Origin of the sequence: Salipiger mucosus DSM 16094, assembly GCF_000442255.1 — a bacterium.
GTDB lineage: Bacteria > Pseudomonadota > Alphaproteobacteria > Rhodobacterales > Rhodobacteraceae > Salipiger > Salipiger mucosus.
The window spans coordinates 1,081,648-1,107,235 of sequence record NZ_KE557273.1 but is presented as its reverse complement, the minus strand read 5'-3'; the positions used below and the strand labels follow the sequence as shown (position 1 = coordinate 1,107,235).

The following is a 25,588-nucleotide window of genomic DNA, read 5'->3' as shown; positions in this document are numbered from 1 at the left end:
GTCCGGGCGCGCGGCAGGGGAACGGGCATCCCATGCATATCGAAGCATATGAACATATCTTCCGCAGTCGGGCGCCCTGACGAACAACGTTCCGGCGCACGCGGGACAAAGTGCCGCGGCGCGGCTTGCCACGAGCCCCCGCGCGCGGCATCTGGGAAGAAATCCTGCACCGGAGGACACCCATCGTTCGAGACCCTCGGCTTCGAATCCTATACCGCGCCCCAGGTCGCCGTCTTCTTCGGCCTGATCCTCGGCGCGCTCTTCGGCATCCTCGCCGAACGCACGAAATTCTGTTTCCGCCGTGGGCTCGTGGGCGAGGACGCGCGCTCGGCGCGCGGCGTCTGGCTGACCGGCTTCGCCGCCGCCCTCATCGGCACGCAGCTTGCCGCCTCGATGGGCTGGGTCGCCTTCGACAGCCACCGCTACCACGCCGCCGCCCTGCCCGTGCTGGCCATCGTCGCGGGCGGCCTGATGTTCGGCGCCGGCATGGTGCTGACCCGCGGCTGCATCTCGCGTCTGACCGTCCTCACAGCCACCGGCAACCTGCGCGCGCTGACAGTGCTCGCGGTCTTCGCCATCGCGGCCCATGCCACGCTCAAAGGCGTGCTGGCCCCCGTGCGCACCTCGCTCGGCGCCTATTCGGTCGACCTCGGCTCGGCCACCGGCTTTGCCGCGCTGCCCGGCGGCGCGCTGGTCTGGACCGCGCTCATCGCCGCGGTGGCACTGGCCGTGGCGCTGCGCTCGGGCGGCCGCCCGGTGCTGCTGGCGCAGGCCGCCGCGCTCGGCCTGCTGGTCGCGGCCGGCTGGGTGGGCACCGGCTGGGTGCTTTACGACGACTTCGACCCCATCGCGATGGAGAGCCTCTCGTTCACCTCGCCCATGGCCGACAGCCTGTTCTGGACCGTCGCCTCGACCGCCGTGCCGGCCACCTTCGGCACCGGCCTGGTCGGCGGCGTGCTGGTCGGCGCGCTGGTTTCCGCTCTCGCCTCGCGCCGCTTCCGGTGGCAGAGCTTCTCGAGCCCGCGAGAAACCGGCCGCTACCTCGTCGGGGCGCTTCTGATGGGCACCGGCGGCGTGCTGGCCGGCGGCTGCACCGTCGGCGCGGGCCTCTCGGGCACGGCCACGCTGTCCTTCGCCGCCTTCCTGGCGCTCGGCGCCATCGCCGTGGGCGGGCTGGCCACCAACGCGGCGCTGCAACCGCGCGGCGCCCTGCAACCGGCGGAGTGACGGCACACCGTCACCTTGCTCAAGAACGCACCACGGCCCGGTTCAAGCGCAGCGCTTGCCGGGCCGTCGCACGTCCGCACGAGCCGGGCCGCTCACTCGTCGAGGTAGCGCGCGTTCACCCAGCCGCGCTCGCGCATGTCGGTCATCATCTCGATCTCGCACCAGCGCGAACTGCCGTGGGTCTCGCACCGCAGACGTCGGACCCGGTCGCCGTTCGCCAAAGCCCCGACGATACGGTTGCCCGTGCCCGGCCCGGCGCGCACGTTCAGCAGATCGCCCGAGGGCACGCCGGTCACCGAGACGACAGCGGCGCCCGCACCGGCCGAAGCCCCGCTGCCACCACCCGGCGCGATGTAGACGTCGATCGAATAGCCGACGGTCTTGTCCGCGTCCCGGTCGTTGCCCATGAGATAGACACGGATCGCCCAATCGCCGTCGGAGGGCACGGTGATCTCGGCCCGCCGGTCGGTGTCGGTGCTGCCGACGTAGGGCCCGCCGTAGTCCTGCCCCGCCGGCAGGATGTTGAAGAAGGCCGAGCCGTTGCCGTTGGTGCCCGTCACCGCCAGCGAGACCACCATGGTCTGACCGCCCCGCGCGTTCAGGACGTAGTCGCGCCATTCCCTGCCACGGATGGTGTCGTTGATCGTCGTGCTCGTCGCTCCCGGGGCGAACTCGATCCGCCGGCTCTCCTGCGCAGACGCAGGCATCCACGCGACCGCCGCTAGCACCAGGGCGGCAAGCACGCCTGCAAGGGCCGCGCGACGGGTCGAAGCTGTCTGGCTGGGCATGTCGGTTCCTCTTCCGGTTCCAGTGGTCTGTCGTGCCGATGATCCTGCCCCGCGACCCCGGCACAGGATCGCGGCGGGCGCCCAGTCACCCCCGGGGCCGCCCGAGACTCCGTCCAGCCGTGCCGAGGTAAGACACACGGCTGGACGGAGAGCCCGTCCGCAGCGCAGACGGGCAAGCCCGGACCGAGTGTCAGCAGTCCTCGGCCGGAAGCATCGTGACCTCCGAGTAGCGCCCGTCGGACGTGGTAATCCGAGCGCAAGCACCGGTGGAGCGGTTGAAGTACCAGGTCGTCAGTCCCTGGGTGCGCACCGCCTCGTAGCCCAGGGCATTGATGCCGCCCTCGGCCTGCCCCGCCCGGGCGCCCTCGAAGGCGCTGAGGTCGTATTCGCTGCCCACGGCGGGCCGCCCCATGGCGGGCGCGGTCCCGGTCGGACCGGTATCCTCGACGCAGCCGGCGAGAAGGGCGACGCCGATACCGGCCAAAAGAGAGGCCTGCAGTTTCATGCTGTGGTCCAGTCTGGTGAGAGCCGCGGGATGCCGCACGGCCCGTCGGATGTTCGGCCTGGCCGTGCGGGCAAGGGACAGGTCGGCGCGAGCCGCCGAGGGCACGGATCGTCATCCGAAAAGTTGGTGTCATGTGCGCAGGACCTGTTCATCGACACGCTCGCCTATCCTTCCCCAAGGTCAGCATGAGCCGCCCTCGCCGGGAACGGCAAAAATATGCGTTCGGCGGAAATCGAACCGGAAACCGCGCTTGAAAGGGCCTGGACCGCGCCCCGAAAGATGAATCGACGGCCTAGCTCCGGGGTGCGCCGCCCACGATGACCGCCGCGCGCCAGGCACCGCATCCGTGCGCGCCAGACCGGCCGTCACAGGATTTCTGCAACTGCACTGTTGAAATGCTGCACTGCAGCATTTATCTAGGGCTCAGCAGCGAAACGGACCCGATTCAGACCAAGGAGAGCCGACATGGCAACGCAGACCGATTTCACCAAGTTCTTCGCCGACATGCCCAACATGTTCGACACCAAGGCCTTCGGCGACAGCCTCAAGACCTTTGCCGACATGAACGAGAAGATGACCGGCATCGCCGTCGACACCGCGGCCAAGACCACGGACATCATGACCAGCTCCGCGCAGGAGACCTTCGGCAACATGCGCAAGCTGACCGCAGTGCGCACCAACCCGGCCGACTACGGCCCCGCGATGACCGACTTCGCACAGGCGCAGATGCAGGTGGCCCAGAAAGCCTCCGAGGCCTTCTCGCAGGTGGCACAATCCGCCGGTGGCCAGTTCACCGACGTGACCGCCAAGGCTGGCGAGACCACCACCAAGAAAGCGGCATCGACCGCCAAGACGGCCGCAGCAAAGGCCGCCTGAGCCAAGGCTCGACAGTAAAGAGTTTCCTCGTACGTTCGTGCGGCGGGCCACACCGGCCCGCCGTTTTTTTTTGACGCCGGCCGCACTCGTGCCCGCGACGCCCCTCCCTTGCCTTCCGCCAGGATCTCTGAACTCAATGCCTCGGACGGGGGCTTTGTGTGAACGAGGGATTGATGGCGAAGAAAAGACTCGCGGTGATCTCGCTGAACCCGTCGCCGCCCGCCCCCGTGGCCACGCGCAGCACGCTCAAGGCGATCCAGCAGGCCTTTCCCGATTTCGAGATCGAGGTGATCTACGTCACCGACCTGATGAAGCGCGCACGGTTGCGGATGGTCACGGCGGCGGCCGTGGCGGGCGTGAGCTACATGCCGGACCTTCTGCGCCGGCGGAAGGTCCTGAAATACGCCTTCTTCCGCACGCCCTTCGTCTACCGTTGGATCGGACATCTCCTGCGGCGCGAGATCGACCCCGACCGCTACGACTTCACGATCCAGATCCAGTCGCTCTTCGACGCAAGCGTGCCCGGCGTGCCGAATTTCATCTACACCGACCACGTTCACCTCGAGAACCTGAACTTCGACGGCTTCGACGAATCCGACCTCTACTCCGAAGGCTGGCGCGCCTGCGAACGCGAGATCTACCACAACGCTACCACGGTCTTCACCTGGAGCTCGAACGTCACCCGCTCGCTGGTCGAGGACTACGGCATGGACCCGGGCCGGGTCGAATGCATCCATACCGGAAGCAATTCCGCGATCCCCGAGGCACAGCCGCTCACGCCCGAACGCTACGCGCGCAAGGAAATCCTCTTCGTCGGCCACGACTGGGAACGCAAGGGCGGCCCGGTGCTCCTGCAGGCCTTCCGCAAGCTCGAGGACCGGCACCCCGACGCCAGCCTGACCGTCATCGGCCGCGTGCCCGAGACCGAGGACCTGACCGGCGTCGACTACCTCGGCCGCGTCCCGCTCGAAACGCTGCCCGCTCACTACGCCCGCGCCTCGGTCTTCTGCATGCCCACGCGGCTGGAACCCTTCGGCAACGTCTTCGTCGAGGCGATGTGGCAGCAGCTTCCCGTCGTCGCGACGCGGGTCGGCGCCCTGCCCGACATCGTCGAGGATGGCGTCAACGGCTACCTCGTCCCACCGGGAGATGCCGACAGCCTCGCCGAGCGTCTCTCCACCCTCTTCGACGACCCGGACCGCTGCGCCAGCATGGGCGCGGCCTCGCGTGAGCGGGCGGAGACGCACTACGACTGGCCCATCGTCATCGGCCGCATGCGCCAGCGGATCGAGGCCGAACTCGCCGCCGGGCAGCCAGCGGGCGCGCAGGCGGCGCAGTGAAACCGCGTCTGAGACGGGGCCGGATCGTCTTGGCAGCGCTGCTCCTGTCGGTCGCGGCGCCCGGCGCCGCCTTTCGGGATCACGGCACGGTGGCCTGCGAGATCCGGCTGGCACAGGGCTGGATCGAGGACGCGTTCCGCGACACGCCCGTCATCGGCGGCACATTCTCGGACCGGCTCGAGGTCGAGACCCCGGCCCGCGTCCGGCAGGCCCGCCTGACGGAGGCCCGCTTCGGGCTGTCGGTCCGGCATGGCGCAGAAGGCGAAGACCGCCGCCTGGCGCTCTCCTCTGTGACGATCTCGGACATGCGCTCGCACGACCGCTACGGCGCGGCGATCAAGACGCACCGGAGCGACCCGGGCGTCTCGCTGTTCCTCGCCGACGTGACCCTGCGCCCGGGCTGGCCCGCGTGGGACTCCTACGAGACAACGAACTACGACGGGCTGACACTCGACGGGGCCAAGGCTCTCTATGCCCAAGGGCTGACCATCTCGGAGTGGAACGCCGATGCCGCCATCGACAGCAAGGCCGAGGTCACGCAGCTCGTTAACGTGACGATCACCGGCCCGGGCAACCGCCCGCTTCGGTTCTGGCGACCGGGGCCGCACTACCTCGTGCATACGCGGATCGAAAAGCCGACGACCGGCACGATGGTCTGGTTCCGCGATTGCGACGGCGCACGATTGGTGGTCCATGCCTCGCGCTTCAACGGCGCCCCCCGCCTCTCGCCCGAGCAGATCTCCTGCGGCACTGGCGAGGCACCGGAAATCGTGTATCGTGAGCGGGATCCCAGGCGGACCGGCGAGATGCATCCCTTCTTCCGCACCTGCGACCGCTGACGACGGGCATGCCGCAACCCGACGTACGCCCTGGCCGCGACAGGGCTGGCATCTTCTGGCAAAAATGAGAAAAATGCCCACGGAACGCCTCAGTGCCGACACATTTCAGACGCGGTATGGGGCACAGGAACGCTGCAGGTCCATCCCAGGACATTTACCGGTGACGACTGGCCGGAGGTTTCGGCCAATGATCTCGCACGCTCGAAGAACGGGCAGGAAACGCCAACGTGACGCAAGAGTATGGTGACAGGTTCGGTCGTGACGGTGGCGGTGGCGCGGGTCATGCCTCCGAAGGCGATGGCGTGTCGCTGCTGCAGGTCGCGCTGTCGGCCAAGCTGCGCCTGCTGCTGACCGCCGTCGCGGCGACGGCACTGGCTTTCGCCGCGCTCACGCAGGTCACGCCGACCTACGAGGCCGACAGCCAGGTCCTGCTCGAGGCTGCCGCCGCGCCCGTCATCGACATCCCCAATGCCGTGCCCGAGGCCCCCGACGGCATCGCCACGCTGGAAAGCGCGATCATCATGATGCGCTCGCCCGAGATCATGCGCGCGGTCGCGGACGAACTCGACCTCGTGGAGCGTGCCGAGTTCAACTCGGCCCTGCGCGATCCCACGCCGGTCGACCGGCTGCGCGGCGCCGTCTCGGGGCTGATCGACCAGCTCACCGGCACGGCAGAACCCGAGGACGACACGCCAAGCGATCCGCTCGCCCGAACGGCGCGGTCGCTGCGGGACGCGGTCTCGGTGCGCAGCATCGGCGAGTCGCGGGTGATCGAGATCTCGACCACTTCGGAAAGCGCCCGCCTTGCCGCCGCGATCAGCAATTCCGTCGCCCGCCACTACATCGAGCGCCAGGTCGAGGTGAAACGCGAGGCCGCCGAGCGCGCCACCGCCTGGCTCGAGGAACGGGCCGCGGAGCTTCGGGCCCAGCTGGAGGACAACGAGGCGCAGCTCTCGAGCGTTCGCCGCGAGATGATCGAGGCCGGCCGCGCCGTCTCCGGCGACCTCGAGGCGCAGCTTGCCGAACTCACGACCCAGATGGTCCAGCTCACCAAGCAGCGCGGCGACCTCTCGGCGCAGCGCGCCGAGATTTCTCAGCTGCGCGAGGCGGAAAACTACGCGACCCTCGCCACTGCGGCCGCCCAGCCCACGCTCACCGCCCTGGTCGAGCGGCTGGCCCAGACCGACAGCCGCATCGTCGAGCTGCAGGCGGAATACGGCGACCACCCGCAGACCCGCGCCACGCAGGAGGCGCGCCGCCAGCTCGTGAGCCTGCTCGAAAGCGAGACCGGACGGCTCGTGTCGGGGCTCGACGTTCGCATCGGCGTGGTCGAGGACCGGCTCACCAAGCTCGAGGCCGATATCCGCGACACGCGCGGTGCCTTGGTCGACAGCCGGCAGGACGACCTGAGGCTCGCCGCCCTCCAGCGCGAGGTCGAGGCCTCGCGCAACGTCTACGAACGTTTCCTGCTGCGCCAGAAGGAGGCGCGCGAGCGCAGCCAGTTCCAGTCGCCCGGCGCCCGTCTCGTGGCCGAGGCCGACAAGCCCTCGAACCCCGTGGCGCCGCAGAAGGCCAAGCTCGCCGTGCTGGCCGGGATCGGCGCCGCCACAGCGATGCTGCTCTACCTCGCCTTCCTGCGCACGCCGAAAGGCCCCCGCGCGGACCCGGTCGATCCGGCCGAGCTGCGCGAGTTCGGCGCGCTCGTGCCCCTGCCCCGCGTCGGGCCGGTCCGCAAACCGCAGGACATCCTGAAGTTCGTCCGTGACACGCCCGATGCGGATCTCGGCGTCGCGCTGCGCTGGTTCCAGCTTTACCTGATGCCCAAGTCCAAGGACTGGTCCACGCTGATCATGGTCACCTCGCCCGAGGAGGGTGACGGCAAGTCGACACTCAGCCTGCTGTTGGCCGAGACCTTCAGCCGCAACTATTCCACCACCCTCGTGAACGCCGACGAGGACGGGTGGCTCTCGGATTTCGCCCGCACCAAGGAGTTCAAACGCTCGGGCTTCGGATTTGTCGACTACTCCGAGGAGGTGCTTGACCTCATCGAGACCGAAGTCGCGATCGAGAGCAACCTGCGCGATCGCAAGGATGCCCTGCTGGGGGCCGACGTCATCATCGTCGATGCCCCAGCGATGCCGATGTCCGCCGGGCTGCTCGAGATCGGGCAGCTTGCCGACTACACGGTCGTCACCTGTGCCTGGAACCGCTCGCGGCAGGCCAGCGTGCTGCAATGCCTGCAGGCCCTGAACGAGGTCGGCATCGCCGTGAGCGCCTTCGCGCTGAACATCATGCCGCGCGACGCGCTCGCGCCGCTCAGCAGACTGCCGCGTGCGGACCGGCCCGGCCTGCCCGCGAGCGGCAAGGCATGAGGGAGGGCGAGCCGGCGCATGTGGATGGTGGTCTCGCTCCTGACGATCGCGGCAAGCCTGGCGCTGGTCCTGCGCCAGCTTCGCGCGCTCGGGGATGACCCGCTCGCAAAGGCTGTGATCCTGCTGATCTGGTTTCGCTTCGCGCTGACCGGGCTGGGCGAGACCCCGACGCAGCCCGTCGCGGCGGGCCAGTCGCTGCTGGCGCTCGGAACGCTTGCTGCCGTCATGGCCACGCTGATGATCCTGCCGCTCTCGCGCCTGCGCCTTCCACGCCTGCTGCCTTTTCTCGGGCTTGCGGGGATCACCCTGCTGAGCGGGCTTCTGAACGGGCGCGGCGACGCGCTCATCAACGCGATGACGCTGTGGATCATGTTCGTGGTGATCGCCCTGCTGGTGCACCGGGCGCTGGACCGCCACGGCATCCGCCCGGTGCTGGGCTGCCTGCTGGCGGTCTTCTCGCTGCCGGTCGGGCAGCAGTTGCTCTCGGTCGCGCTCGGGCGGTCGATGATCGGTCAGGACGGCACCGTCGCCTACATCGGCAACTTCGTGCACGAGGCCGTCTACTCGACCGTCGCGCTCTGCGCGGTCTGGCTGGTCACGGTCTACCCCTGGAAGAAACGGGCATGGCTGCTCGCGGCGGTGGGGCTGTGCCTCGCCTCGATGGTGCTGGCGAATTACCGCACCCTGATCCTGGCCTGCCTGCCGTTCCTCGTCGCGGTGATCCTGCGCCTGGCCGACACCGGCCGGCCGCGCACGCGGCGCAGCCCCCTGCCCCTCGTCCTGGCGCTTCTCGGAACGCTCGCCGTCCTCCCGATGCTGCCGGCCGAGCGCTTCGCGGAACTCGGCACGGCCTTCACCGAGATCGGCAACCTCGTGAAGCCGCCGCAGGAATTCAGCGCCGCCGAGAAGGACATCCTCTCGGCGCGGGCCTATATCGGGGCCGCCTACATTCAGAGCTACATCGACGGCGGGCTGCTCACCCACCTGGTCGGCTACGGCCCCGACGCGCAGGTGAGCTACATCGAAACCCATCCCCACAACGAGTACCTGCGCGTGCTCTTCCAGACCGGCATCCTCGGGCTCGGCCTGTGGCTGGGCATCCTTCTATGGCATGTCTCGATGACGCTGCGCCGGGTGCCGCGCGCCGCGGTCGCGCCGCTCATGTCGGGCTATGCGGCACTGGCGATCGGCAGCCTCGGGACGTCCTTCTTCAACCGGCCCGAGGGTGTCATCTTCGTCGCCCTGCTCTGCGCGACCACCTGGCACCTCGCGGGATCGCGTGTCGCGGCGGCGCGCCCGGCCCGGTCACAAGGTCACGGGATGACCTCCGCATGAGACGCTTCAGCTTGACCTTTCGCGTGGATGCCGCAGAGATCCGCGCCGACCAGACCATGCACCGGAGCCCCGAATGAAGCTGCGCATGCCGACCGTCTCGGACGTCCGGGCCAGGCTGCTGAAGTCCGCGGGCTGGCTGCTGGCGCGGCAGGTCGTCAACATGTTCAATTCGCTGGTGCTGGGCGTCGTGCTGGCGCGGCACCTCGGCCCCGACGGCTTCGGGGTGCTCAACTACGCGGTGTCGCTCGTCGTGATGATGCTGCCGATCACGACCCTCGGCCTGCGGAACCTCTCGCTGCGCGAATACGCCAGCCGTCCCGACGATGCGCCCCGCATCCTCGGCACGATCGCCGCCATGCGGTTCATGGGCACGCTGGTCGCCATCGGCGCGATGCTCTTCATCGCGATCCGCTTTCCGGCAGAACACGACAACATCGCGCTGCTCTGTCTGTTCCTGGGCATCGCGCTGCTGTTCCAGGTCTTCGACACGATCAAGGAGCAGTTCATCGCCTCGCAGAAGCCGCGCATCTTCGTGATGGTCGAGGTCTGCGTGCTGGCCTGCTTCAGCCTGCTCAAGGTCGGGCTCGTGCTGGCCGACATGCCGGTCGATGCCTTCATCATCGCGAACGGCTTCGAGACCATCGGACAGGGCTGCGCCTCGGGGCTGGCCTACTACCTGAAGGCGGGCACGCCGCCGCGCATGCAGGTCGACCGCGTCCTCATGCGCCGCTACGCGCGCAACGCGCTGCCGCTGCTGCTGGGCTCGATCTCGACGGTGATCTACCTCAAGATCGACATCGTCTTCCTGTCGAACATGGTCGGCAAGGAGGCGACAGGGCTATACGCGGTCGCCGCGCGCATGTCCGAGGCCTGGTACATCCTGCCTTCGACCCTGGCGATGGCAGCCTTCCCGCGGATGGTCGAGCTGCGCGGCGAAGACCCCGTGCACTACAGGCGGCGCATGCAGGAGGCGATGGATCTCTTCGCGGCCTTCGGCACCTGCGTGGCGGCGACCAGCATCTTCTGGGCCGCCCCCGTCATCTGGCTGCTGTTCGGGGACGCCTACGCGGGCGCGGTCTCGTTGCTGCAGATCCAGGTCTGGGTCGGGGTCGTCTTCGCCACGCGGCAGCTGATCGACAAGCAGCTTCTGGCGGACGGTCTCTTCTGGGGCTCGGCGATCATCAACCTCACGGGCGCGGTGGCCAACGTCGCCTGCAACCTCGTGCTCATCCCGATCTACGGGGCCGAGGGCGCAGCATATGCGACGCTGATCTCCTACACGCTCGCGCCGCTGCTGCTGGCGCCCGTGGTGCCAGCCATCCGGCCGGTCGCGAAGATGCAGCTGCGCGCGATTTTCTGGCCGCGCCGCGCCGTGCAGTTCGCATCTCGGCAATACCTGGCGTGGTCGCGATCGTGATGCACCCACCTCCAGACCCCCAAACCCTGTCCGGGCTCTGCGTCGTCCTCGCGACGGCTGCCCTGTCTGCCGAGGATCTGCGGCGGACCGTGGCCGCGCTGGAACGGCGTGGCGTCGAGCTTTTCGCGCAGCGCGACCTGGCCGCGGCGCATCACCCGGACCTGCCGGCCGATTTCGCCACCGAGGGCGCGACCGCGCTGATCGGCTTCAACCCGATGATCTGCCCCGGCGCCGCCCCGGGAACGCGCTACCCCCATCCGTCGATCGACAACGCGGTCTATCACCTCGGCATGATCCTGGGCCCTGCGCGGCATCACCTGCGTGTGGCGGCGGATGGCCGGCTGGCCGACAGGATCGCGCGGGCCCTGCTGCCGCAGCGGCAACTGGAGACGTTGCAGGCGCGGATCGCCAAACGCCGCGTCGACATCGCCACGACCGACAGGGTGATCGCCTCGCTCAGCCGGCACAAGCATCGCGCCAAGGTCGAGTTGGTCGAGTGGAACGGCCGCAAGGCGGTCCGGAAGACCTTTCGCGCCACCGCAGGCCGCGCGATGGAAAACGAACAGGCCTTTCACGACGATATCGCCCCGCTCAGCCCGGTGCCTGCACGCATCCTGCGGCGAACGGACAATGCGCTCTACTTCGAGTACATCGAACCGCAGCCCCACCGCCGGGTGCTTGGGCGCAAACTGCCGCGACTCCTGCCGCTGACGGTCGTGCGCGAACTGGCCGACTTCGCGCGGCTCGTCACCTCTCGCGGCTGGGATCCGATCGACCTGACCCCGCGCGACAACGTCCTGATCGAGGCCGGCACGGGCGCCCTGCGCTGCATCGACTTCGAGTTCGCCACGCGGGGCACGGAGCCGGTGCCGGTGGACCAGGCCGCCTTCCTCTGCGGCCTCGCCCCGGACGCGCCCGCCGCCGACATGTTCGACGCCGGCATGCGGCAGGATCCTTATCCGGGAAAGTGGCGCCCCTTCACGGGCCTGAGCCGCCACAGCCTGCTGCACGACCCGGCCTGGATGCAGCACCTGAAACGCGCCACCCTGCATCCGCCCTGGCTGATCGGCCGCGCCCTCGGCGCGCCGGGGCGGCGCCGCGCGCACCTGCGCGAGCGGGCCGAGATCCTCGAGGCACTTGCCCTGCGGGAAAGCTAGGCAGCCTACGCCTCGGTATTGCGTCCGGTCACCCGGCGATAGGCCGACCGCGCCGCGCTGTGCACAGGGCGCAGCAGCCGGGTGGAGCGCAGCAGAGAGTCGATGGTGCTCACGGCGACCGGACCCACGCGGGTCTCCAGGAAGACCAGTTCGCGGTAGCACTCGATGGCAATCGCCTTGATCCGCTCGGGATCCCAGTCCTGCGGCGCCTCCGCGCGGAACATCGAGGTATCGACCACGCGGCGCTCGAACGTCAGGTAGCCCTCGGCCACGAGGCGCGAGGTCAGCTTCTCGGAGATGACGTGCTTGAGGTCGATGGACAGGCCCCCGCCCCGGAAGGCCGCGCCGACCTTGCCGTCGATGTCGTCCACCACCACGAGCGCCCCGGGCACCAGCCGCTCGCCAAAGAGCAGCAGGTCGCGGTCGATGCGGCCGTCGGCGTCCATCACCAGCATGTCGATCCGGAAATCCTCGGGCATCGCCGCCGCGAAGGCCTCGCTGCGGCCGACGTGCAGGTCGATGCGGTCCGCCACCCCGGCCTTGCGGAAGTTCCCGCGCACGATGGCCTCGTTCTGCGCGACATCGCCGTGCTCGGACCGCGAGGACGGGATGTCGGGCAGCGCCTGCAGCGTGTCGACCGTGCTGATCCGCGTGTCATGCCCCCGCGAGGCCGCCCCCAGCGCCATGGCGATCGTGCCAGCGCCATGCGCCGTGCCGATCTCGAGAATGCGCGTCGCGCCCTCCTCGGCCGCGGCGTCGAAGAGCGCGTCGTAGACCGCCCGTGTCATCAGGGCATCGACATCCGCCAGGCTGCCGTGCAGCCGGTCCCGAAAGGCCGTTTCCTCTGCCTTGGTCAAATCCGCGATCCTTTCGTTGCCATGGGACGCAAGTCCGGTCCTGGACCGCGCGTGGACGGTTGCCGCTACCGCAGCTTGGAGGCCAGCACGCCAATCGTCGCACGGGGGCCGGCGTGCCAGAGCGAAGCGGCGATGTAGCACAGCTTGTTGCGCCGTTGCGAGATGAAGCTCAGCAGCAGTATCGCAAGGCGGCGGCGATAGGCGCGTTCGCCCAGCCAGGCCCTGTGCTTGTGCGCCGCAGCGGCGGTTGCGTAGAGTTCCCGGGGCGATTGCGAGAGCGCGGCGGTTGTGATCCGCGCATGCCCGACGCGGCGGAGGTAGAGCGGCTCGTCGACGTGAACCAGCGTGCCGCGCCGCGCGAGCCGCACGAAGACGTCCCAGTCCTGTGCCCGGCGCAGCTCCGGATCGAAGGGTTCGGCCAGGAGCGCTTCGCGCCGCGCGATGAGCCCGCTCGTGCCGCAGGGATTGCTCCGGCGGAGCCCCTGCTCGACATCCTCCATGCGCCACGGCGCGTCGGGCGGCCCGTCGAGGTCCCGCGCGATGCACAGGCAGGCCTCGCCCGCGTCCCCCATGACGCGCAGCTGCGTCTCGGTCTTTTCCGGCAGCCAGAGGTCGTCGTCGTCAAGCAGCGCTACGAGATCCCCGCGCGCCAGCTCGATGCCGCGGTTGCGCGCCACGTTCGCCCCGCTGCGCTGCGCCAGCCGCTCGTAGCGGACCCTCTCGCCGAAGCGCTCGAGCTGCGGGCGCGGGTCGGTGTCCGAGGCGTCGTCGATGACGATGACCTCGAGGATCGCGACCGACTGGTCGAGCGCGCTCTGCACCGCTTCGGGCAGGAAATCGTCACGGCTGCAGGTGGGGATCACGACGCTGATCGTCGGCCTGTGGTCTTGGGTATTCATGCGGTCCGGCCCGGTGCTCGAAATCTCTCGTGTCGCGATCCCGGCGTCCGTCCTGCGGCAGCCCGTGTCGATCATCGGATGAACCATAGCGAGCGCCAACCCGACGAGAAAGCGCCAAGGGTCCCTTGTCCGGGTCCCTGGCAGGAAAGGAAACGCGGCGTGTCCGAATCCACCCACACCTGCCCGTACGGCAGGCAGGCAAGAGCCGCGTCGCCTCCACTCTGTTTCCGCTTGAATGGCTTTTTGTCGACACAATCGGAGACTGTCCGAAACGCCGCGACAATCACCTAGAGCGTTGACGTGAAACACAGATTGTCACAAACCAGAACACATTATGGCCCCATTTCAGGCATAGTTCTTCACACTCTATCAAGCACTCCCCGTCACGCCCGCGTGGCGCGAAGCGGGGTGCCATTCTGCAATCCGGGAGACTTACGCTGGTACGGATGACGGTAATAGGCTTGCGCGGAGTCCCCGACGTGATGGGAGGCATCGAGACCCATTGCGCCCAGATCCTGCCGCGCCTGCTCGCCCAGGTCACGCCCGGCGAACTGCAGATCACGCTGCTCGCCCGCAGCCGCTATGTCGAGGGCCGCGGCACCCATGATGGCGTCCGCCAGATCCCCGTCTGGTCCCCGCGCGATTCCCGCCTCGAAACCTTCGTGCACACCTTCGTGGCGCTGCTCTACGCGCGTTTCCTCATGCGCACCGACATCGTGCACCTGCACGGGATCGGACCGGGCCTTCTGGCCCCCCTCGCCCGCCTCCTGGGCTTCCGCTTGCTGTTCACCCACCACGGCGAGGACTACCGGCGGCAAAAGTGGGGGCGCATCGCCCGGGGCGCACTGCGGCTGGGCGAGCGGCTCGCCGTGCTTTCGTCACACCGCGTCATCACCGTCTCGCAGACCACCGCCGATCGCCTAAGCGATCGGTTTCCCGCGTGCGCCCGAAAGATCACGCATATTCCCAACGGTCTCACGCGCGAGCCGGTGACCCCCGCGACCGACGCCTTTCTCGAGGCCAGCGGCCTGACCCGCGGGCGCTTTGCCGTGATGGTCGGGCGGGTCGTGCCTGAAAAGGGCCAGGACCTGCTGATCGAGGCCTTCCGCAACTCCGCGCTCGCCCGCTCGCCCGATCCCTGGAAACTGCTGATCATCGGCGATGCCGACCATGAAAGCAGCTATTCCCGCTCCATCGCCATGATGGCCGCCCGCGACGATCGCATCGTCCTCGCGGGCCGCACGCAGCGCAAGACGGTCATGGCCCTGAACGCCGCCGCGGGTCTCTTCGTGCTGCCCTCCTACCACGAGGGCCTGTCGATCGCCGCACTCGAGGCGATCCACGCCGGCAGCCCCATCCTGCTGAGCGACATCACCGAGAACCTCAATGTCGGCCTGCCGGACCGGCACTATTTCCAGGCGGGCTCGATCCCGAGCCTGACCGCAAGGCTCGACGCCGACCCGGCAGGCTACGCGGTCGACGAAGCCTTCGACCTCACACGCTTCGACTGGTCGCAGATCGCCGCCAGGACCCTGGACCAGCTCGTGATGATCGCGGCGCCCCGCGCCTTTGGCCGAAGCGCTCATGCGTCAAGCGAGCGGCCGACGGGGATTCGGCAGTGACCCGGCGGCTTCTCCTGCTCATCAACTCGCTCGAAGGCGGGGGCGCAGAGAAGGTCATGGTCAGCCTCGCCGACCACCTCGCCCAGCGCGGTGACGACTGGGAGCTTTGCCTCGCAACGCTGGACGATTACCCGGACGCCTACCAGCTCTCCCACCGGGTCGAGCGCGTTCGCCTCGACTGCCGCCAAAGCCTGCGCCGCAGCGTCTCGGGCGTGCGCCGGTTGATCGCGGATCGCCGGCCCGACGTCGTGCTCAGTTTCCTCACGCGCGCCAATTGCGCGGCCCTCCTGGCCCGGAGGCAGGCCGACTTCCGCTGCGTCGTCAGCGAGCGTGTCCATACCACCAGCCACCTTGGCAGCGGCCTGCGCGCGGGGGTCATGCGCTCGGTCGTGCGTCGGCTCTACCCGCGCGCGGACGGCGTGATCGCGGTCTCCCGGGGCGTGGCCGCAGACCTTTCCGGGCGCTACCGCGTGCCCGCAGGCCGGATCGCGACGATCCACAACCCCGTATTCACGGCGGCCCTGCGCCAGCTCGGACAGGAGGCGCCGCAGATCGCCCTGCCCGCCGACTACTTCGTCGCCGTGGGCCGGCTGGTCCCGAACAAGGGCGGCGAGACCTTGCTGCGTGCCTTCGCGGCGCATGCCAACCGCGACCGCGCCCTCGTCCTGCTGGGCGAGGGCCCGGAGCGCGCGCGCCTCGAAACGCTGGCCGCCGAGCTGGGCATCGCCGACCGCCTGCACATGCCGGGCTTCGTCGGCAACCCGCAGGCCGTCGTCGCCCGCGCCACCGCCTATGTCTCCGCGTCCCGCAGCGAGGGCTTCCCCAACGCACTGGTCGAGGCCATGGCCCTCGGCCGCGCCGTGATCTCGACCGACTGCGCCTCGGGCCCCTCCGAGATCCTCGCCGGAACCCCCCGCGGTGCGGTGCAGGAGATGCAGGTCGCGCATTCGGGCATCCTCGTGCCCGTGGACGACGCACCGCAGCTGACCCGGGGCATGGACCTGATGGACGATGCGGCATTCCGGCAGGACTGCGCGGCCCGTGCCCTCGATCGGGTCGGCGCCTATGCGCCGGAGACCATCTTCCGGCAATATGAGTCCGTCCTCACCGCAGGACATCGCGCTGCGGCACCGTCCGCCGCGGCGCCCCGGGTATGCGGGTCCTCTCAGGCCGTCGCCCCCAGACAAAGGTAGTAACCATGGACCCTCTTTACGTCGCCCGTCCGCTCCTGCCCGCCATGAGCGACCTCAACCTTCTCTTCGAGGAGATCTGGGCCTCGCGCATCGTCACCAACGAGGCCGCGATGCACAACCGGCTGGAGGCGCGGCTGCGCGAGCGCCTCGGCGTGCCGGTCGCGAAGCTCTTCAGCTCGGGCACCAGCGCGCTGCAATGCGCCCTGCTCAGCCTCGACCTGCCCCGGGGCAGCGAGGTCATCACCACGCCGCTGACCTTCCCCGCCACGGCCCATGCCATCGCCGCGAGCGGCCTCGAGCCGGTCTTCGCCGACGTCGACCCCGAGACGCTCACCATCGACCCGCGCGCTGTGGAAAAGGCGATCACGCCCCGGACCTCGGCGGTGATCGGCGTGCACGTCTATGGCACCATCTGCGACGATGACGCCCTGCAGGACCTCTGCACGCGGAACGGGCTGAAGCTGGTCTACGACGCCGCCCACGCCTTTCTCGCGCGCAAGGGACAGACCTCGACCGCCGCCATGGGCGACGTGAGCATCTTCTCGTTCCACGCGACCAAGCTCTTCAACACCATCGAGGGCGGCCTCGCCACCTCGCGCGATCCCGCCATGGCCGAGCGGCTGCAACTGTCCCGCAACTTCGGCATCGCCTCCGAGGAAAGCGTCCGCCAGGTCGGCATCAACGGCAAGATGAGCGAGCTGCACGCGGCCGTCGGGCTGCTGAACCTCGACGCCGTCGAGGAGGAACGCGGTGCCCGGCGGCGCCTGCGGGCGCAATACGACGAGATCGTGCGCGACTACCCCGGGCTCGAGCCGCAGGTGCGGCAGGAGGACGTCGAGCAGTCCGAGCAGTACTACCTGCTGCGCGTCGATCCGCGCCGCTTCGGGTTCTCGCGCGACGAGCTCTACGACCGGCTGAAGGCGCGGGGCATCCATGCCCGCAAGTATTTCTGGCCGATCTGCACCGACTACGACTGCTACCGTGGCATGCCGGTGGCCAGCCTGCAGGACACTCCCGTCGTCGAACAGGCCAAGACGACGCTGCTCTGCCTGCCGTTCCACTCCGGCGTCACGTCCGAGCACGTGCAGGTCGTGACCGAGGTCATCGAAAGCGCCGCCGCCGAGATGATGGGGCGCAGCGTCAACGGCTGAGCCGCAGGCCCGGTGCCCGGAACGGCATGCATGCCGGGCCCGGGCCGGGGCCGCCGCTCAGCGACGACCGACTGTCAGGTGACCAGCACCGGGCACGGAGCCATGCCGGTCACCTTGTGAGAGACGCTGCCCATCAGGTAGTCCTCGATCGATCCCAGCCCGCGACGACCGATGATGATGACATCGAAGTCGTGGTCCTCGGCGAACTGCACGATGGTCCGCGCGGTCTGGCCAGACTTCACGAAGGCCCTCACCTCCTCGAGCCCGTGCTCGCGGCAGATGGCCTTGCCGTGCTCTGCGACCTCGCTGGCGTAGCCGCGCATGGCGTCGTCGAGGTTGCCCGGCGACTCCTTGCGCACCATCGACAGCGAGGCCTCGAGCATCGAGTGGTGCCGGTAGACCGTCAGGATCGTCAGCGGCGCACCGCAAAGCTTGGACATCTCGATGGCCTTCGCCAGCGCGCGCTGCGCGTTCTGCGAGCCGTCGTAGGGGGCCAGGATCTTCTTGAACATGGGGTTGCTCCTCTCCCTCGTTTAGTCCGCGAATGCCAGGTCGCGCAGGAAGAGCGCGATCTGCGGGAAGAAGATCAGCATGACCGACACGCAGAGCAGGATGACGATGAAGGGTGGCGTTCCCTTGACCACCGCCGCGTAGGGCCGCTTGAAGACGGCGATGGCGGTGAAGATGTCACAGCCGAAGGGTGGCGTGGCCGACCCGATGGCGACCTGCAGCGTGATGATCGTGCCCACGAGGACCGGGTCGAGGCCCACGGCATCCACCACCGGCGCGAAGATCGGCACCAGCACGAGGATCACGACGATGGGATCGACGAACATGCAGCCGATGAAGAAGGCGATGGAGATCACGAAGAGCACGCCGATGGGGCCCATCTGGTCGATGCCGACGCCCGCCAGCACCGCCTGCGGGATCTGCGCGAAGGAGATCACCCAGGAAAAGGCCGCGCCCGCCGCCACGAGGATGAAGACCACCCCGGTGATGAGGCCGGTCGACTTGGCGGTGTTGTAGACCCCCTTGAGGTCGAGTTCGCGGAAGACGATGACCTCGAGGATCAGCGCGTAGAGCACGCAGGCCGCGGCCGCCTCGGTCGGGCTGAAGATACCGCCGTAGATGCCGCCGATGATGATGAGCGGGAAGCCCAGCGGCCAGAGCGCGTTGCGCACTGCCCGCATGCGCTCTGCCCAGCTGGCCTTGGGCTCGGTGGGCACCTTGTTGCGGGTGGCATAGACCCAGGCATAGGCCGCGAAGAGGCACAGGATCAGCAGGCCCGGGCCGATGCCCGCGATGAAGAGTTCCGCGATCGAGGTGCCCGAGACGACGCCGTAGATGATCATCCCGATCGAGGGCGGGATCAGGAAGGCGATGTCCGATGAGTTCACGATCAGCGCAAGGATGAAGCTGTCGCCGTACCCGGCCTTGAGCATGCGAGGTCGCAAGGGCGAGCCGATGGCGACCACGGTCGCCTGGGTGGAGCCCGAGACCGCGCCGAACATCGTGCAGGCGGCGGCGGTCGAGATCGCCAGCCCGCCGCGCACGTGGCCGACAAAGGACATCACCATATCGATGAGCCGCGCCGCCGACTGGCCGCGGGTCATGATGTCGGCGGCGAAGATGAACATCGGCACCGCGATCAGCGAGGCCGGCCGGATCCCGGCCATCATCTGCTGGACCATGGTCTCGAGCTGCGACATGCCGCCGAAGAGCGAGAAGAAGCCCACGAAGGCGCCAGTGATGAGCGGGATCATCATGGGAAAGCCCAGCAGGAGCAGGACGATCATGATGGAGAAGATAGTGACAGCCATGGTTCAGACCTCCATCTCGTCGTCTGTGTAGCCCTCGAGGACAACGGTGGAGAGGTAGACGTCCTTCTCCATCAGGTTCTTGATCGCGGTGAGCAGGTATTGAAGCCCGGTCATGAAAAAACCAAGCGGCACGATCAGCAGCGTCGTCCAGACCGGGATCTGCAGCGCCGGCAGGACGCGGCCGCGTCCGGCCTGGGTCATCATGTACTGCAGCGAGTACCACGCCAGCCCGAACATGAAGACCGCAGTGAAGAGAACGATGACCACCATCAGCACCTTGCGCATCTTCGCCGGCAGCGCGTCGTAGATCGCCGACATGCGGATGTGCCGGCCCTGCCGCGCGGCATAGCTGATGCCCGCGAAGGTGATGACGATGATGAGAATGCGGTTCAGTTCCTCGGAGAAGAACAGGCTCTCGCGGAAGACATAGCGTCCGACCACGTTGGCAATGGTGTTGAGTGCCATCAGGAGCACGCCCGTCGCCAGCAACAGCGACTCCAGCTTGGCGATGGCGACATCGATCATCCCGAGCGGGCCCGGAAGCGTCGAGACATAGGTGGCTTCTTCCTGGTTGTCGGCGCTGGTCGTGTCGGTCTGCGACTGCAGCTGCGAGTCGGCGTGCTCGTGGTCGTGATCCTGGGACAAGGCTGAAATTCCTTGAAGGGGCCGCCCGTCGCGGCAGGTGTGAAATCAGGCGGGCGCCGCGCACCGGCGGCGCCCGCAAGGTCGGTCGGGGCTCAGCCCGAGGTGCCCGACTCGGCCTCTTCGAGGTCCTTCTTCATCTGGTCGAGGATCTCCTGGCCGCCCTCGCCGGTCATCTCGAGGAATTCCTGTTCGACCGCCTGCGCGGCTTCCTTGAACGGCGCGCGCTCTTCCTCGGAGAGCGTCGTGAAGGTCATCGAGGGCTTGGCCTCCTTGATCTTCTCGATGGACTCCTCGTGCAGGCCGTCCTGGTACTCGATGATGTGCTCGAAGGCCGCGTCGATGGCATTCCCGATCACCTGCTGTTCCTCTTCGGACAGCCCGTCATAGAAATCCTTGTTGGCCATGACGGCGGTGGTGAAGTTGTTGTGCCCGATCATGGTGACGTAGTCGGTCACCTCGTACATCTTGGTCGACTCGACGAAGAACATCGGGTTTTCCTGGCCCTGGATGATGTTCGTCTGCAGCGCGCCGTAGACCTCGCCCCAGGGCAGCGGCGTCGGCGTCGCGCCGAAGGCACGGTAGCTTTCCACCAGCAGCGGGTTGGTCATGGTGCGCACCTTGACCTCGTTGAGGCCATCGGGCGACTCGAAGGGCTCCTTGGTGGTGATCGCCACCTCGCCCTCGGGGAACATGGTCAGCAGCTCGAGACCCTGCTCGGCGTAGAGTTCGGGGAACATCTCGTTGATGGCCTCGGACTCCTTGAAGAAGGTCGCCAGCGTCTCGGTGTCCTGCGGCAGCAGGTAGGGCACGAAGAAGACCTGCGCCTCGGGGATCAGCGAGCCGGTGAAGCCCGGGCTCTGGTCGACGAACTGCAGGATGCCGGACTGCGCCTGTTCCATGATGTCCGCGGATTCGCCCAGCGTGCCGTAGGGGAACAGCTGGATGGTGTGGTCGGAGTTGGCCTCGACCTCTTCCTTGAACTTCTGCGCGAAGACGCCCTGAACCTCGTCGATCGCCTCTTCGAAGGCATAACGCCAGGTGGCCGCCTGCGCTGCACTTGCCATGGTGGCGAGCGCCAGCGCGGTGGTAGCGAAAAGCCGCGTGGTGGTGGTCATGTTGGTCTCCCTTGAATGGTAGTCCGGCCGTTATGCACGCGCACCGGAAAAGCCGGAACGCGCTGGCAGTCTGACCCGCCGTGAGGCCGACCTATGATATCGACGCTTGCAAGCCGAGCGGGACCTGTCAAGCTTCTGCCCGAATTTCTTTGGTAGGCAATGAGTTGGCGGCCGCGCCCCACGGCGCCCGCGCTGGAATGCTGTGCAGCCGGCGCCCCGATCCGACCTCTCGGACGGGATCAGGCACTGCAAAGAGTCGTTTTCGCGGGGTCTGCGGCCAAGCTGACGGACATCAAGTCGGAGGCGCGCGAGGCGTGGTCTGATGGTCGCGCAACGACGGACCAGGAGCCCCCGCCATGCCCGACACCGACACGCCCAAGCCACACCCGGCGCATCCCGTCCGGCGCGAGTGCGACCTGCCCTGGACGTGCCCGAAACCTGACCGCGACGACCCCCGCGCCTCGGGCATGGTGGGCGCCATCCTGCGAAGTCCCGAGTACCGGCAGGCGGACGAGGACGTTGACTTCCTTCACCGGTACGAGATGCGCGGCCTGCGACTGCATCTCGACTTCGACAAGGCCGAGTCCCTGCTGACCGCGCAGGGCATCGCGCATTCCATCGTCGTCATCGGCAGCACCCGCGTGCCCGAGCCCGAGGCCGCGCGGCGCGCGCTGGCCGCTTTTGAGGCAGACCGCACGCAGGCCGGAGCAACGCCCGAGATCGAGCGGCGGGTCCGCATCGCGCGGCGCGTCCTCGACAAGAGCCGTTTCTACGAGATCGCGCAGGACTTCGGCCGGATCGTCGGCCGGTCCGAGGGCCCGAACGGGCAACGGCTGGCCCTCGTGACGGGCGGCGGTCCGGGGATGATGGAGGCCGCCAACCGCGGCGCGCACGACGTCTGCGCGCGCACGGTGGGGCTGAACATCACCCTCCCGCACGAGCAGTATCCCAACCCCTACCTCACGCCCGGTCTCTGCCTTCGCTTCCACTACTTCGCGATCCGCAAGCTGCACTTCCTGAAGCGCGCCCGCGCCCTCGTGGTCTTTCCCGGCGGCTTCGGCACGCTCGACGAGCTGTTCGAGACCCTGACCCTGATCCAGACGCGCAAGATCGCCCCGGTGCCGGTGATCCTCGTGGGCGAGACCTTCTGGCGCGGGGTCTTCGACCCGGAGTTCCTCGTCGACGAGGGCGTGATCGATCCCGAGGATCGCGACCTCTTCTGGTTCGCCGAGAGCGCGCAGGAGATCTGGGAGGACATCCAGCGCTGGTACGACCGCTGCGGCCGGTCGCTGACGGGCTGACGGCGCCCCCTGGGCTCCGCGCTCAGCCGTGGTTCACCGCCTCGGCGCCGGTCACGACATCGAGCATGTCCGCCGTCGTCTGCTCCTGCCGCGCCGCGCGCGCCTGCCGCCGGAGCGTTTCGAGCCGCTTGTCGATGTTGCGCGAGGCCGCGTCCATGGTCTGCAGCCGGGCGGCGTTCTCGGCGGCAAGGCTCTCCATCAGCGCATGGGCCGTCTCTGCGAAGAGGTATTCCGAGGCGAGCCCGTCCAGCAGCTCGTCCGGCGGCAGGTGGTGCAGCGGCGGCTGTGCGCGCACTGCCGCATCCTCCGCGACCTTCGGCAGCGGCAGAACTTGGCGCAGCGCGATCTCGTAGCCGGCCCCGCCCGAGGCATGCGCGTAGACCAACCGCGCCGATGCGGCTGTTTCGAGCCGCCGCGCCATGCGCCGCGCGAGCGGCGTCACCCCCTCCTCGCGCGAGGTCATGGGGAAATCGTCACCGGTGGCGATGCCCCGCTCGGCTGCCGCGATCTGCGCGCGGCGGCCCACCAGCACGAGGCGCTCGTCCGGGCGGCGTTCCCCGAGTGCCCGCTCGACCACGCGGCGGTTGAACCCGCCGACGAAGCCGTGCTCGGAGCCGATTGCAAGCAGCACCGCCGGAGCCTTCCGCTCGGTGCGACCCGCACCGGCCAGAGGTGATATTTCGGCGATGGCGCGGTCCACGATGGCGCAGTAGTCCCGCGTGCCCGTCAGCGCCGCCTGCGCCTCGCGCAGGCGCGCGGCGGCGACCGAGCGCAGGGCGCCGGTGAGCTCGGACAGCTCGCCCAGGCTGTCGAGACGGGCCTCGATGCGCGTGAGCTGTTCCATCAGTCCTTCGCTGCCTCCTCCTGCCCTTCCGGCGTCGCCAGCTCGGCAAGGCAAGCGTCGATGACCTCGGTCAGCGCCGCGCGCGAGTCGTCCGACAGCGTGCCGCTCTCGTCGATCTCGGCGGCGGCGCGCGGCCGCTCGCGCGTCAACCGCTCGGCCAGCATCTCGCGGAAGGCCGGGACCTGTTCGAGCGGCAGCGTGTCGAGCTTGCCCTCGGCCGAGGCGAGCAGCAGCGCGACCTGCTGCGACAGCGGCAGCGGCGCGTATTCCGGCTGCGCCAGCACCGCTCGCAGGCGCCGCCCGTGCGCGATCTTGCCGACGGTGCGTTCGTCGGCCATCGCGCCGAAGCGCGTGAAGACCTCGAGCTCGAGGAACTGCGCGTAGTCGAGCTTGAGGGAATCCGCCAGCGACCGGATCGCCCGGGCCTGGGTCGCGCCGCCCACGCGGCTCACGCTCAGGCCCACGTTCACCGCCGGCTTCTGTCCCTCGTAGAAGAGTTTGGGCTCGAGGTAGACCTGCCCGTCGGTGATCGAGATCAGGTTGGTGGGGATGTAGGCGGTCAGGTTCTCGGCCTGCGTCTCGGCGATGGGCAGCGCGGTCAGCGAGCCGCCGCCCGCCTCCTCCGACATCTTCGCGGCGCGTTCGAGCAGCCGCGCATGCAGGTAGAAGACGTCACCGGGATAGGCCTCGCGCCCCGGCGGCTTGCGCAGCAGCAGCGAGAGCTGGCGGTAGACGATGGCGTGTTTCGTCAGGTCGTCGAGCACCAGCAGCGCGTGCCGGCCCCGGTCGCGGAAATACTCGGCGATGGTGGCGGCGGCATATGGCGCGATCCACTGTGCGCCGGGCGCCGCGTCGGCGGTGCCCACGAGAAAGACGCAGCGGTCGAGGGCGCCGTGCGCGCGCACCGCGTCGATGACATGCGCCACCGACGAGGTCTTCTGGCCGATGGCCGCGTAGACGCAGATCACGTCCGAGTCGCGCTGGTTGATCATCGTGTCGATGGCAATCGATGTCTTGCCGGTCTTGCGGTCGCCGATGATGAGCTGCCGCTGGCCACGGCCGAGGGGGATCATCGCGTCGATCACCGTGAGGCCGGTCAGCAAGGGCTCGGTCACCAGGTCGCGGTCCACGATGCCGGGCGCGGGCCGCTCGACCGGGTCGAGCCGCTCGGCCCGGATCGGCGGGCCGTCGTCGAGCGGCGCGCCCACGGGCGAGATCACGCGCCCCAGCAGCGCCTCGCCCACGGGGATGCGGGCGATCTCGCCGGTGCCATGAACGCGGCTGCCGGCCGAGATGCCCTCTCCCCCCGAGAGCAACACGCAGCCGATCCGCTCCGCGTCGATGGTCATGGCGAGCCCCAGCGAGCCGTCCTCGAACTCCAGCAACTCGTCCAGCCGCGTGTGCGGCAGCCCGGTGACCCGGGCGACCCCGTCACCCACGGTCTCGACCCGGCCCACGCGTTCGAGCCGCACCTGCGGCGGCGCCTCGGCGAGCCGCGTGCGGGCCGCCGCCAGCCAGTCGCGTGCCTCACGTTCAACGGTCATGCGGCGGCCTCCTGCGTGGTCTCGGCCGCATCCTGCAGGCGCTTGGCGACCGTCAGGTCGAGCACGGCATGCGGAAAGCGCAGTCGCGCGCCCCCGATGGTGTCCGGCGCCGTCTCGAAGTCGACCGCGGCGCCCTCCCCGAGGCGCGTGGCAAGCGCGTCGCGCCAGGCCTGCTGCATCGCGTCGTCGAGCGCATCGGGCGTCTCGACCACGACCGCCGTGCCCCTGGCATCAAGGTCAGCGCCCAGTTCCGAGATCTCGGCCTGCGACAGCCCGTCGAGATGATCGCAGGCGCCGCGCAGCGCCGCCTCGGGACCTGCGCCGACCTTGAGCGCCTCGCGCGCAAGGTCCGTGGCGAGGGCCGTGATCTCGGCCCTGAGCGCACGCAGCGTCTCGGCGCGGTCCCGTTCCAGCGTCTCGCGCGTGTCTGCCATGAGCGCATCGGCCGCCTCCTGCGCCTCCTTCAGCACGGCGTCACGCTCGCGCGCCATCTCGGCGTGCAGATCGGCCTCCTGCTTGCGCCGCGTCTCGGCCAGCTCTGCCCTCTTCCGCTCGTAGTCCGCGCGCGCCGCCTCGGCCGCCGCGGTGCTCGCCCGCGCCTCGTCCGAGACCTTGCGGTCCGAGGCCTCGCGCTCGGCGATCATGCGGCGCACGGGGCGATAGAGGAACCGACGCAGCAGCCACACCACGACCAGGAAGTTGATCGTCTGCAGCCCGAGCGTCCACCAGTCGATCTGCATG

The 25,588-nt window shown here is 68.8% G+C and carries 23 protein-coding genes; 12 read left to right on the top strand and 11 right to left on the bottom strand.

Features of this window, described 5'->3' with window-relative positions:
• Nucleotides 1-48: 48 nt before the first annotated feature.
• Complete coding sequence (locus tag SALMUC_RS05535; RefSeq protein WP_021119873.1) at nucleotides 49-1,227, top strand: YeeE/YedE family protein; 1,179 nt, start codon at nucleotides 49-51, stop codon at nucleotides 1,225-1,227.
• Nucleotides 1,228-1,319: 92 nt separating this feature from the next.
• Here SALMUC_RS05535 and SALMUC_RS05530 read toward each other — a convergent pair whose 3' ends face one another.
• Nucleotides 1,320-2,015: an SH3 domain-containing protein gene (locus SALMUC_RS05530; RefSeq protein WP_020041117.1), complete on the bottom strand. Its 696-nt coding sequence runs from the start codon at nucleotides 2,013-2,015 to the stop codon at nucleotides 1,320-1,322.
• 190 nt (nucleotides 2,016-2,205) lie between these two features.
• Nucleotides 2,206-2,520, bottom strand: coding sequence for a hypothetical protein (locus SALMUC_RS05525; RefSeq protein WP_020041118.1), 315 nt, complete (start codon nucleotides 2,518-2,520; stop codon nucleotides 2,206-2,208).
• A 465-nt stretch (nucleotides 2,521-2,985) separates the two neighbouring features.
• Here SALMUC_RS05525 and SALMUC_RS05520 point away from each other — a divergent pair, with 465 nt between their 5' ends.
• The 7 genes from SALMUC_RS05520 (at nucleotide 2,986) to SALMUC_RS05490 (ending at nucleotide 11,856) form a co-directional block, all read left to right on the top strand.
• Entirely contained in the window at nucleotides 2,986-3,396 is a 411-nt protein-coding gene (locus SALMUC_RS05520) for a phasin family protein (RefSeq protein WP_020041119.1), read from the top strand.
• A gap of 173 nt (nucleotides 3,397-3,569) precedes the next feature.
• Nucleotides 3,570-4,736, top strand: coding sequence for a glycosyltransferase family 4 protein (locus SALMUC_RS05515; protein WP_020041120.1), 1,167 nt, complete (start codon nucleotides 3,570-3,572; stop codon nucleotides 4,734-4,736).
• Nucleotides 4,737-4,765: 29 nt separating this feature from the next.
• On the top strand, nucleotides 4,766-5,575 hold the full coding sequence (locus SALMUC_RS05510) for a hypothetical protein (protein WP_020041121.1): 810 nt from the start codon (nucleotides 4,766-4,768) through the stop codon (nucleotides 5,573-5,575).
• A gap of 227 nt (nucleotides 5,576-5,802) precedes the next feature.
• On the top strand, nucleotides 5,803-7,947 hold the full coding sequence (locus SALMUC_RS05505) for a GumC family protein (protein WP_084513899.1): 2,145 nt from the start codon (nucleotides 5,803-5,805) through the stop codon (nucleotides 7,945-7,947).
• Between the two features lie 18 nt (nucleotides 7,948-7,965).
• Entirely contained in the window at nucleotides 7,966-9,282 is a 1,317-nt protein-coding gene (locus tag SALMUC_RS05500) for an O-antigen ligase family protein (protein ID WP_020041123.1), read from the top strand.
• A gap of 73 nt (nucleotides 9,283-9,355) precedes the next feature.
• Nucleotides 9,356-10,699 (top strand): flippase, encoded by a 1,344-nt coding sequence (locus SALMUC_RS05495; protein WP_020041124.1) that lies wholly within the window; start codon nucleotides 9,356-9,358, stop codon nucleotides 10,697-10,699.
• On the top strand, nucleotides 10,699-11,856 hold the full coding sequence (locus SALMUC_RS05490) for a hypothetical protein (RefSeq protein WP_198014487.1): 1,158 nt from the start codon (nucleotides 10,699-10,701) through the stop codon (nucleotides 11,854-11,856). The genes SALMUC_RS05495 and SALMUC_RS05490 overlap by 1 nt, the downstream gene beginning before the upstream one ends.
• A gap of 5 nt (nucleotides 11,857-11,861) precedes the next feature.
• Here the strand turns inward: SALMUC_RS05490 and SALMUC_RS28025 are convergent, their stop codons facing one another.
• Nucleotides 11,862-12,713, bottom strand: coding sequence for an O-methyltransferase (locus SALMUC_RS28025; protein WP_020041126.1), 852 nt, complete (start codon nucleotides 12,711-12,713; stop codon nucleotides 11,862-11,864).
• 65 nt (nucleotides 12,714-12,778) lie between these two features.
• Complete coding sequence (locus tag SALMUC_RS05480; protein ID WP_037371224.1) at nucleotides 12,779-13,612, bottom strand: glycosyltransferase family 2 protein; 834 nt, start codon at nucleotides 13,610-13,612, stop codon at nucleotides 12,779-12,781.
• A 482-nt stretch (nucleotides 13,613-14,094) separates the two neighbouring features.
• Between SALMUC_RS05480 and SALMUC_RS05475 the strand changes: the two genes are divergently transcribed.
• Genes SALMUC_RS05475 through SALMUC_RS05465 form a run of 3 tightly spaced genes read left to right on the top strand, consistent with a single transcriptional unit; the run spans nucleotide 14,095 to nucleotide 17,578 of the window.
• Nucleotides 14,095-15,234, top strand: a complete 1,140-nt coding sequence (locus tag SALMUC_RS05475) for a glycosyltransferase family 4 protein (RefSeq protein WP_020041128.1) — start codon at nucleotides 14,095-14,097, stop codon at nucleotides 15,232-15,234.
• A complete protein-coding gene (locus tag SALMUC_RS05470; protein ID WP_020041129.1) occupies nucleotides 15,231-16,427 on the top strand; it encodes a glycosyltransferase in 1,197 nt (398 codons plus the stop codon). Before SALMUC_RS05475 ends, SALMUC_RS05470 begins: the two co-directional genes overlap by 4 nt.
• Nucleotides 16,428-16,432: 5 nt before the next feature.
• Entirely contained in the window at nucleotides 16,433-17,578 is a 1,146-nt protein-coding gene (locus tag SALMUC_RS05465) for a DegT/DnrJ/EryC1/StrS family aminotransferase (RefSeq protein ID WP_021119868.1), read from the top strand.
• A gap of 74 nt (nucleotides 17,579-17,652) precedes the next feature.
• Here SALMUC_RS05465 and SALMUC_RS05460 read toward each other — a convergent pair whose 3' ends face one another.
• The 4 genes from SALMUC_RS05460 to SALMUC_RS05445 all read right to left on the bottom strand — a co-directional run bounded on the left by SALMUC_RS05460 (nucleotide 17,653) and on the right by SALMUC_RS05445 (nucleotide 21,158).
• Nucleotides 17,653-18,090, bottom strand: a complete 438-nt coding sequence (locus tag SALMUC_RS05460) for a universal stress protein (RefSeq protein ID WP_020041131.1) — start codon at nucleotides 18,088-18,090, stop codon at nucleotides 17,653-17,655.
• A 21-nt stretch (nucleotides 18,091-18,111) separates the two neighbouring features.
• The gene (locus SALMUC_RS05455; RefSeq protein ID WP_020041132.1) at nucleotides 18,112-19,398 is read right to left on the bottom strand and encodes a TRAP transporter large permease; all 1,287 of its coding nucleotides are present in this window, start codon (nucleotides 19,396-19,398) and stop codon (nucleotides 18,112-18,114) included.
• Nucleotides 19,399-19,401: 3 nt separating this feature from the next.
• Nucleotides 19,402-20,043 carry a TRAP transporter small permease gene (locus SALMUC_RS05450; RefSeq protein WP_020041133.1) on the bottom strand — a complete coding sequence of 214 codons (642 nt, stop codon included), beginning with the start codon at nucleotides 20,041-20,043 and terminating at the stop codon, nucleotides 19,402-19,404.
• Nucleotides 20,044-20,135: 92 nt separating this feature from the next.
• The gene (locus tag SALMUC_RS05445) at nucleotides 20,136-21,158 is read right to left on the bottom strand and encodes a TRAP transporter substrate-binding protein (RefSeq protein WP_020041134.1); all 1,023 of its coding nucleotides are present in this window, start codon (nucleotides 21,156-21,158) and stop codon (nucleotides 20,136-20,138) included.
• A gap of 356 nt (nucleotides 21,159-21,514) precedes the next feature.
• On the opposite strand from SALMUC_RS05445, the gene SALMUC_RS05440 reads away from it, so the two are divergent.
• The gene (locus tag SALMUC_RS05440; protein ID WP_020041135.1) at nucleotides 21,515-22,459 is read left to right on the top strand and encodes an LOG family protein; all 945 of its coding nucleotides are present in this window, start codon (nucleotides 21,515-21,517) and stop codon (nucleotides 22,457-22,459) included.
• Nucleotides 22,460-22,481: 22 nt separating this feature from the next.
• Here the strand turns inward: SALMUC_RS05440 and SALMUC_RS05435 are convergent, their stop codons facing one another.
• Genes SALMUC_RS05435 through SALMUC_RS28020 form a run of 3 tightly spaced genes read right to left on the bottom strand, consistent with a single transcriptional unit; the run spans nucleotide 22,482 to nucleotide 25,587 of the window.
• Nucleotides 22,482-23,303, bottom strand: coding sequence for a F0F1 ATP synthase subunit gamma (locus tag SALMUC_RS05435; RefSeq protein ID WP_020041136.1), 822 nt, complete (start codon nucleotides 23,301-23,303; stop codon nucleotides 22,482-22,484).
• Nucleotides 23,303-24,847, bottom strand: coding sequence for a F0F1 ATP synthase subunit alpha (locus SALMUC_RS05430; protein WP_021119867.1), 1,545 nt, complete (start codon nucleotides 24,845-24,847; stop codon nucleotides 23,303-23,305). The genes SALMUC_RS05435 and SALMUC_RS05430 overlap by 1 nt, the downstream gene beginning before the upstream one ends.
• The gene (locus SALMUC_RS28020; protein WP_020041138.1) at nucleotides 24,844-25,587 is read right to left on the bottom strand and encodes a F0F1 ATP synthase subunit delta; all 744 of its coding nucleotides are present in this window, start codon (nucleotides 25,585-25,587) and stop codon (nucleotides 24,844-24,846) included. The genes SALMUC_RS05430 and SALMUC_RS28020 overlap by 4 nt, the downstream gene beginning before the upstream one ends.
• Nucleotide 25,588 lies beyond the last annotated feature (1 nt).

What these genes read in the sequence shown, in the direction of transcription:
- SALMUC_RS05525 (WP_020041118.1), bottom strand. Translation starts at nt 2,520, where the DNA reads ATGAAACTGCAGGCCTCTCTTTTGGCCGGTATCGGCGTCGCCCTTCTC.
- SALMUC_RS05445 (WP_020041134.1), bottom strand. Translation starts at nt 21,158, where the DNA reads ATGACCACCACCACGCGGCTTTTCGCTACCACCGCGCTGGCGCTCGCC.
- SALMUC_RS05465 (WP_021119868.1), top strand. Translation starts at nt 16,433, where the DNA reads ATGGACCCTCTTTACGTCGCCCGTCCGCTCCTGCCCGCCATGAGCGAC.
- SALMUC_RS05480 (WP_037371224.1), bottom strand. Translation starts at nt 13,612, where the DNA reads ATGAATACCCAAGACCACAGGCCGACGATCAGCGTCGTGATCCCCACC.
- SALMUC_RS05440 (WP_020041135.1), top strand. Translation starts at nt 21,515, where the DNA reads ATGCCCGACACCGACACGCCCAAGCCACACCCGGCGCATCCCGTCCGG.
- SALMUC_RS05460 (WP_020041131.1), bottom strand. Translation starts at nt 18,090, where the DNA reads ATGTTCAAGAAGATCCTGGCCCCCTACGACGGCTCGCAGAACGCGCAG.
- SALMUC_RS05430 (WP_021119867.1), bottom strand. Translation starts at nt 24,847, where the DNA reads ATGACCGTTGAACGTGAGGCACGCGACTGGCTGGCGGCGGCCCGCACG.
- SALMUC_RS05455 (WP_020041132.1), bottom strand. Translation starts at nt 19,398, where the DNA reads ATGGCTGTCACTATCTTCTCCATCATGATCGTCCTGCTCCTGCTGGGC.
- SALMUC_RS05520 (WP_020041119.1), top strand. Translation starts at nt 2,986, where the DNA reads ATGGCAACGCAGACCGATTTCACCAAGTTCTTCGCCGACATGCCCAAC.
- SALMUC_RS05500 (WP_020041123.1), top strand. Translation starts at nt 7,966, where the DNA reads ATGTGGATGGTGGTCTCGCTCCTGACGATCGCGGCAAGCCTGGCGCTG.
- SALMUC_RS05495 (WP_020041124.1), top strand. Translation starts at nt 9,356, where the DNA reads ATGAAGCTGCGCATGCCGACCGTCTCGGACGTCCGGGCCAGGCTGCTG.
- SALMUC_RS05515 (WP_020041120.1), top strand. Translation starts at nt 3,570, where the DNA reads ATGGCGAAGAAAAGACTCGCGGTGATCTCGCTGAACCCGTCGCCGCCC.
- SALMUC_RS05435 (WP_020041136.1), bottom strand. Translation starts at nt 23,303, where the DNA reads ATGGAACAGCTCACGCGCATCGAGGCCCGTCTCGACAGCCTGGGCGAG.
- SALMUC_RS05490 (WP_198014487.1), top strand. Translation starts at nt 10,699, where the DNA reads ATGCACCCACCTCCAGACCCCCAAACCCTGTCCGGGCTCTGCGTCGTC.
- SALMUC_RS05475 (WP_020041128.1), top strand. Translation starts at nt 14,095, where the DNA reads ATGGGAGGCATCGAGACCCATTGCGCCCAGATCCTGCCGCGCCTGCTC.
- SALMUC_RS28020 (WP_020041138.1), bottom strand. Translation starts at nt 25,587, where the DNA reads ATGCAGATCGACTGGTGGACGCTCGGGCTGCAGACGATCAACTTCCTG.
- SALMUC_RS05535 (WP_021119873.1), top strand. Translation starts at nt 49, where the DNA reads ATGAACATATCTTCCGCAGTCGGGCGCCCTGACGAACAACGTTCCGGC.
- SALMUC_RS05530 (WP_020041117.1), bottom strand. Translation starts at nt 2,015, where the DNA reads ATGCCCAGCCAGACAGCTTCGACCCGTCGCGCGGCCCTTGCAGGCGTG.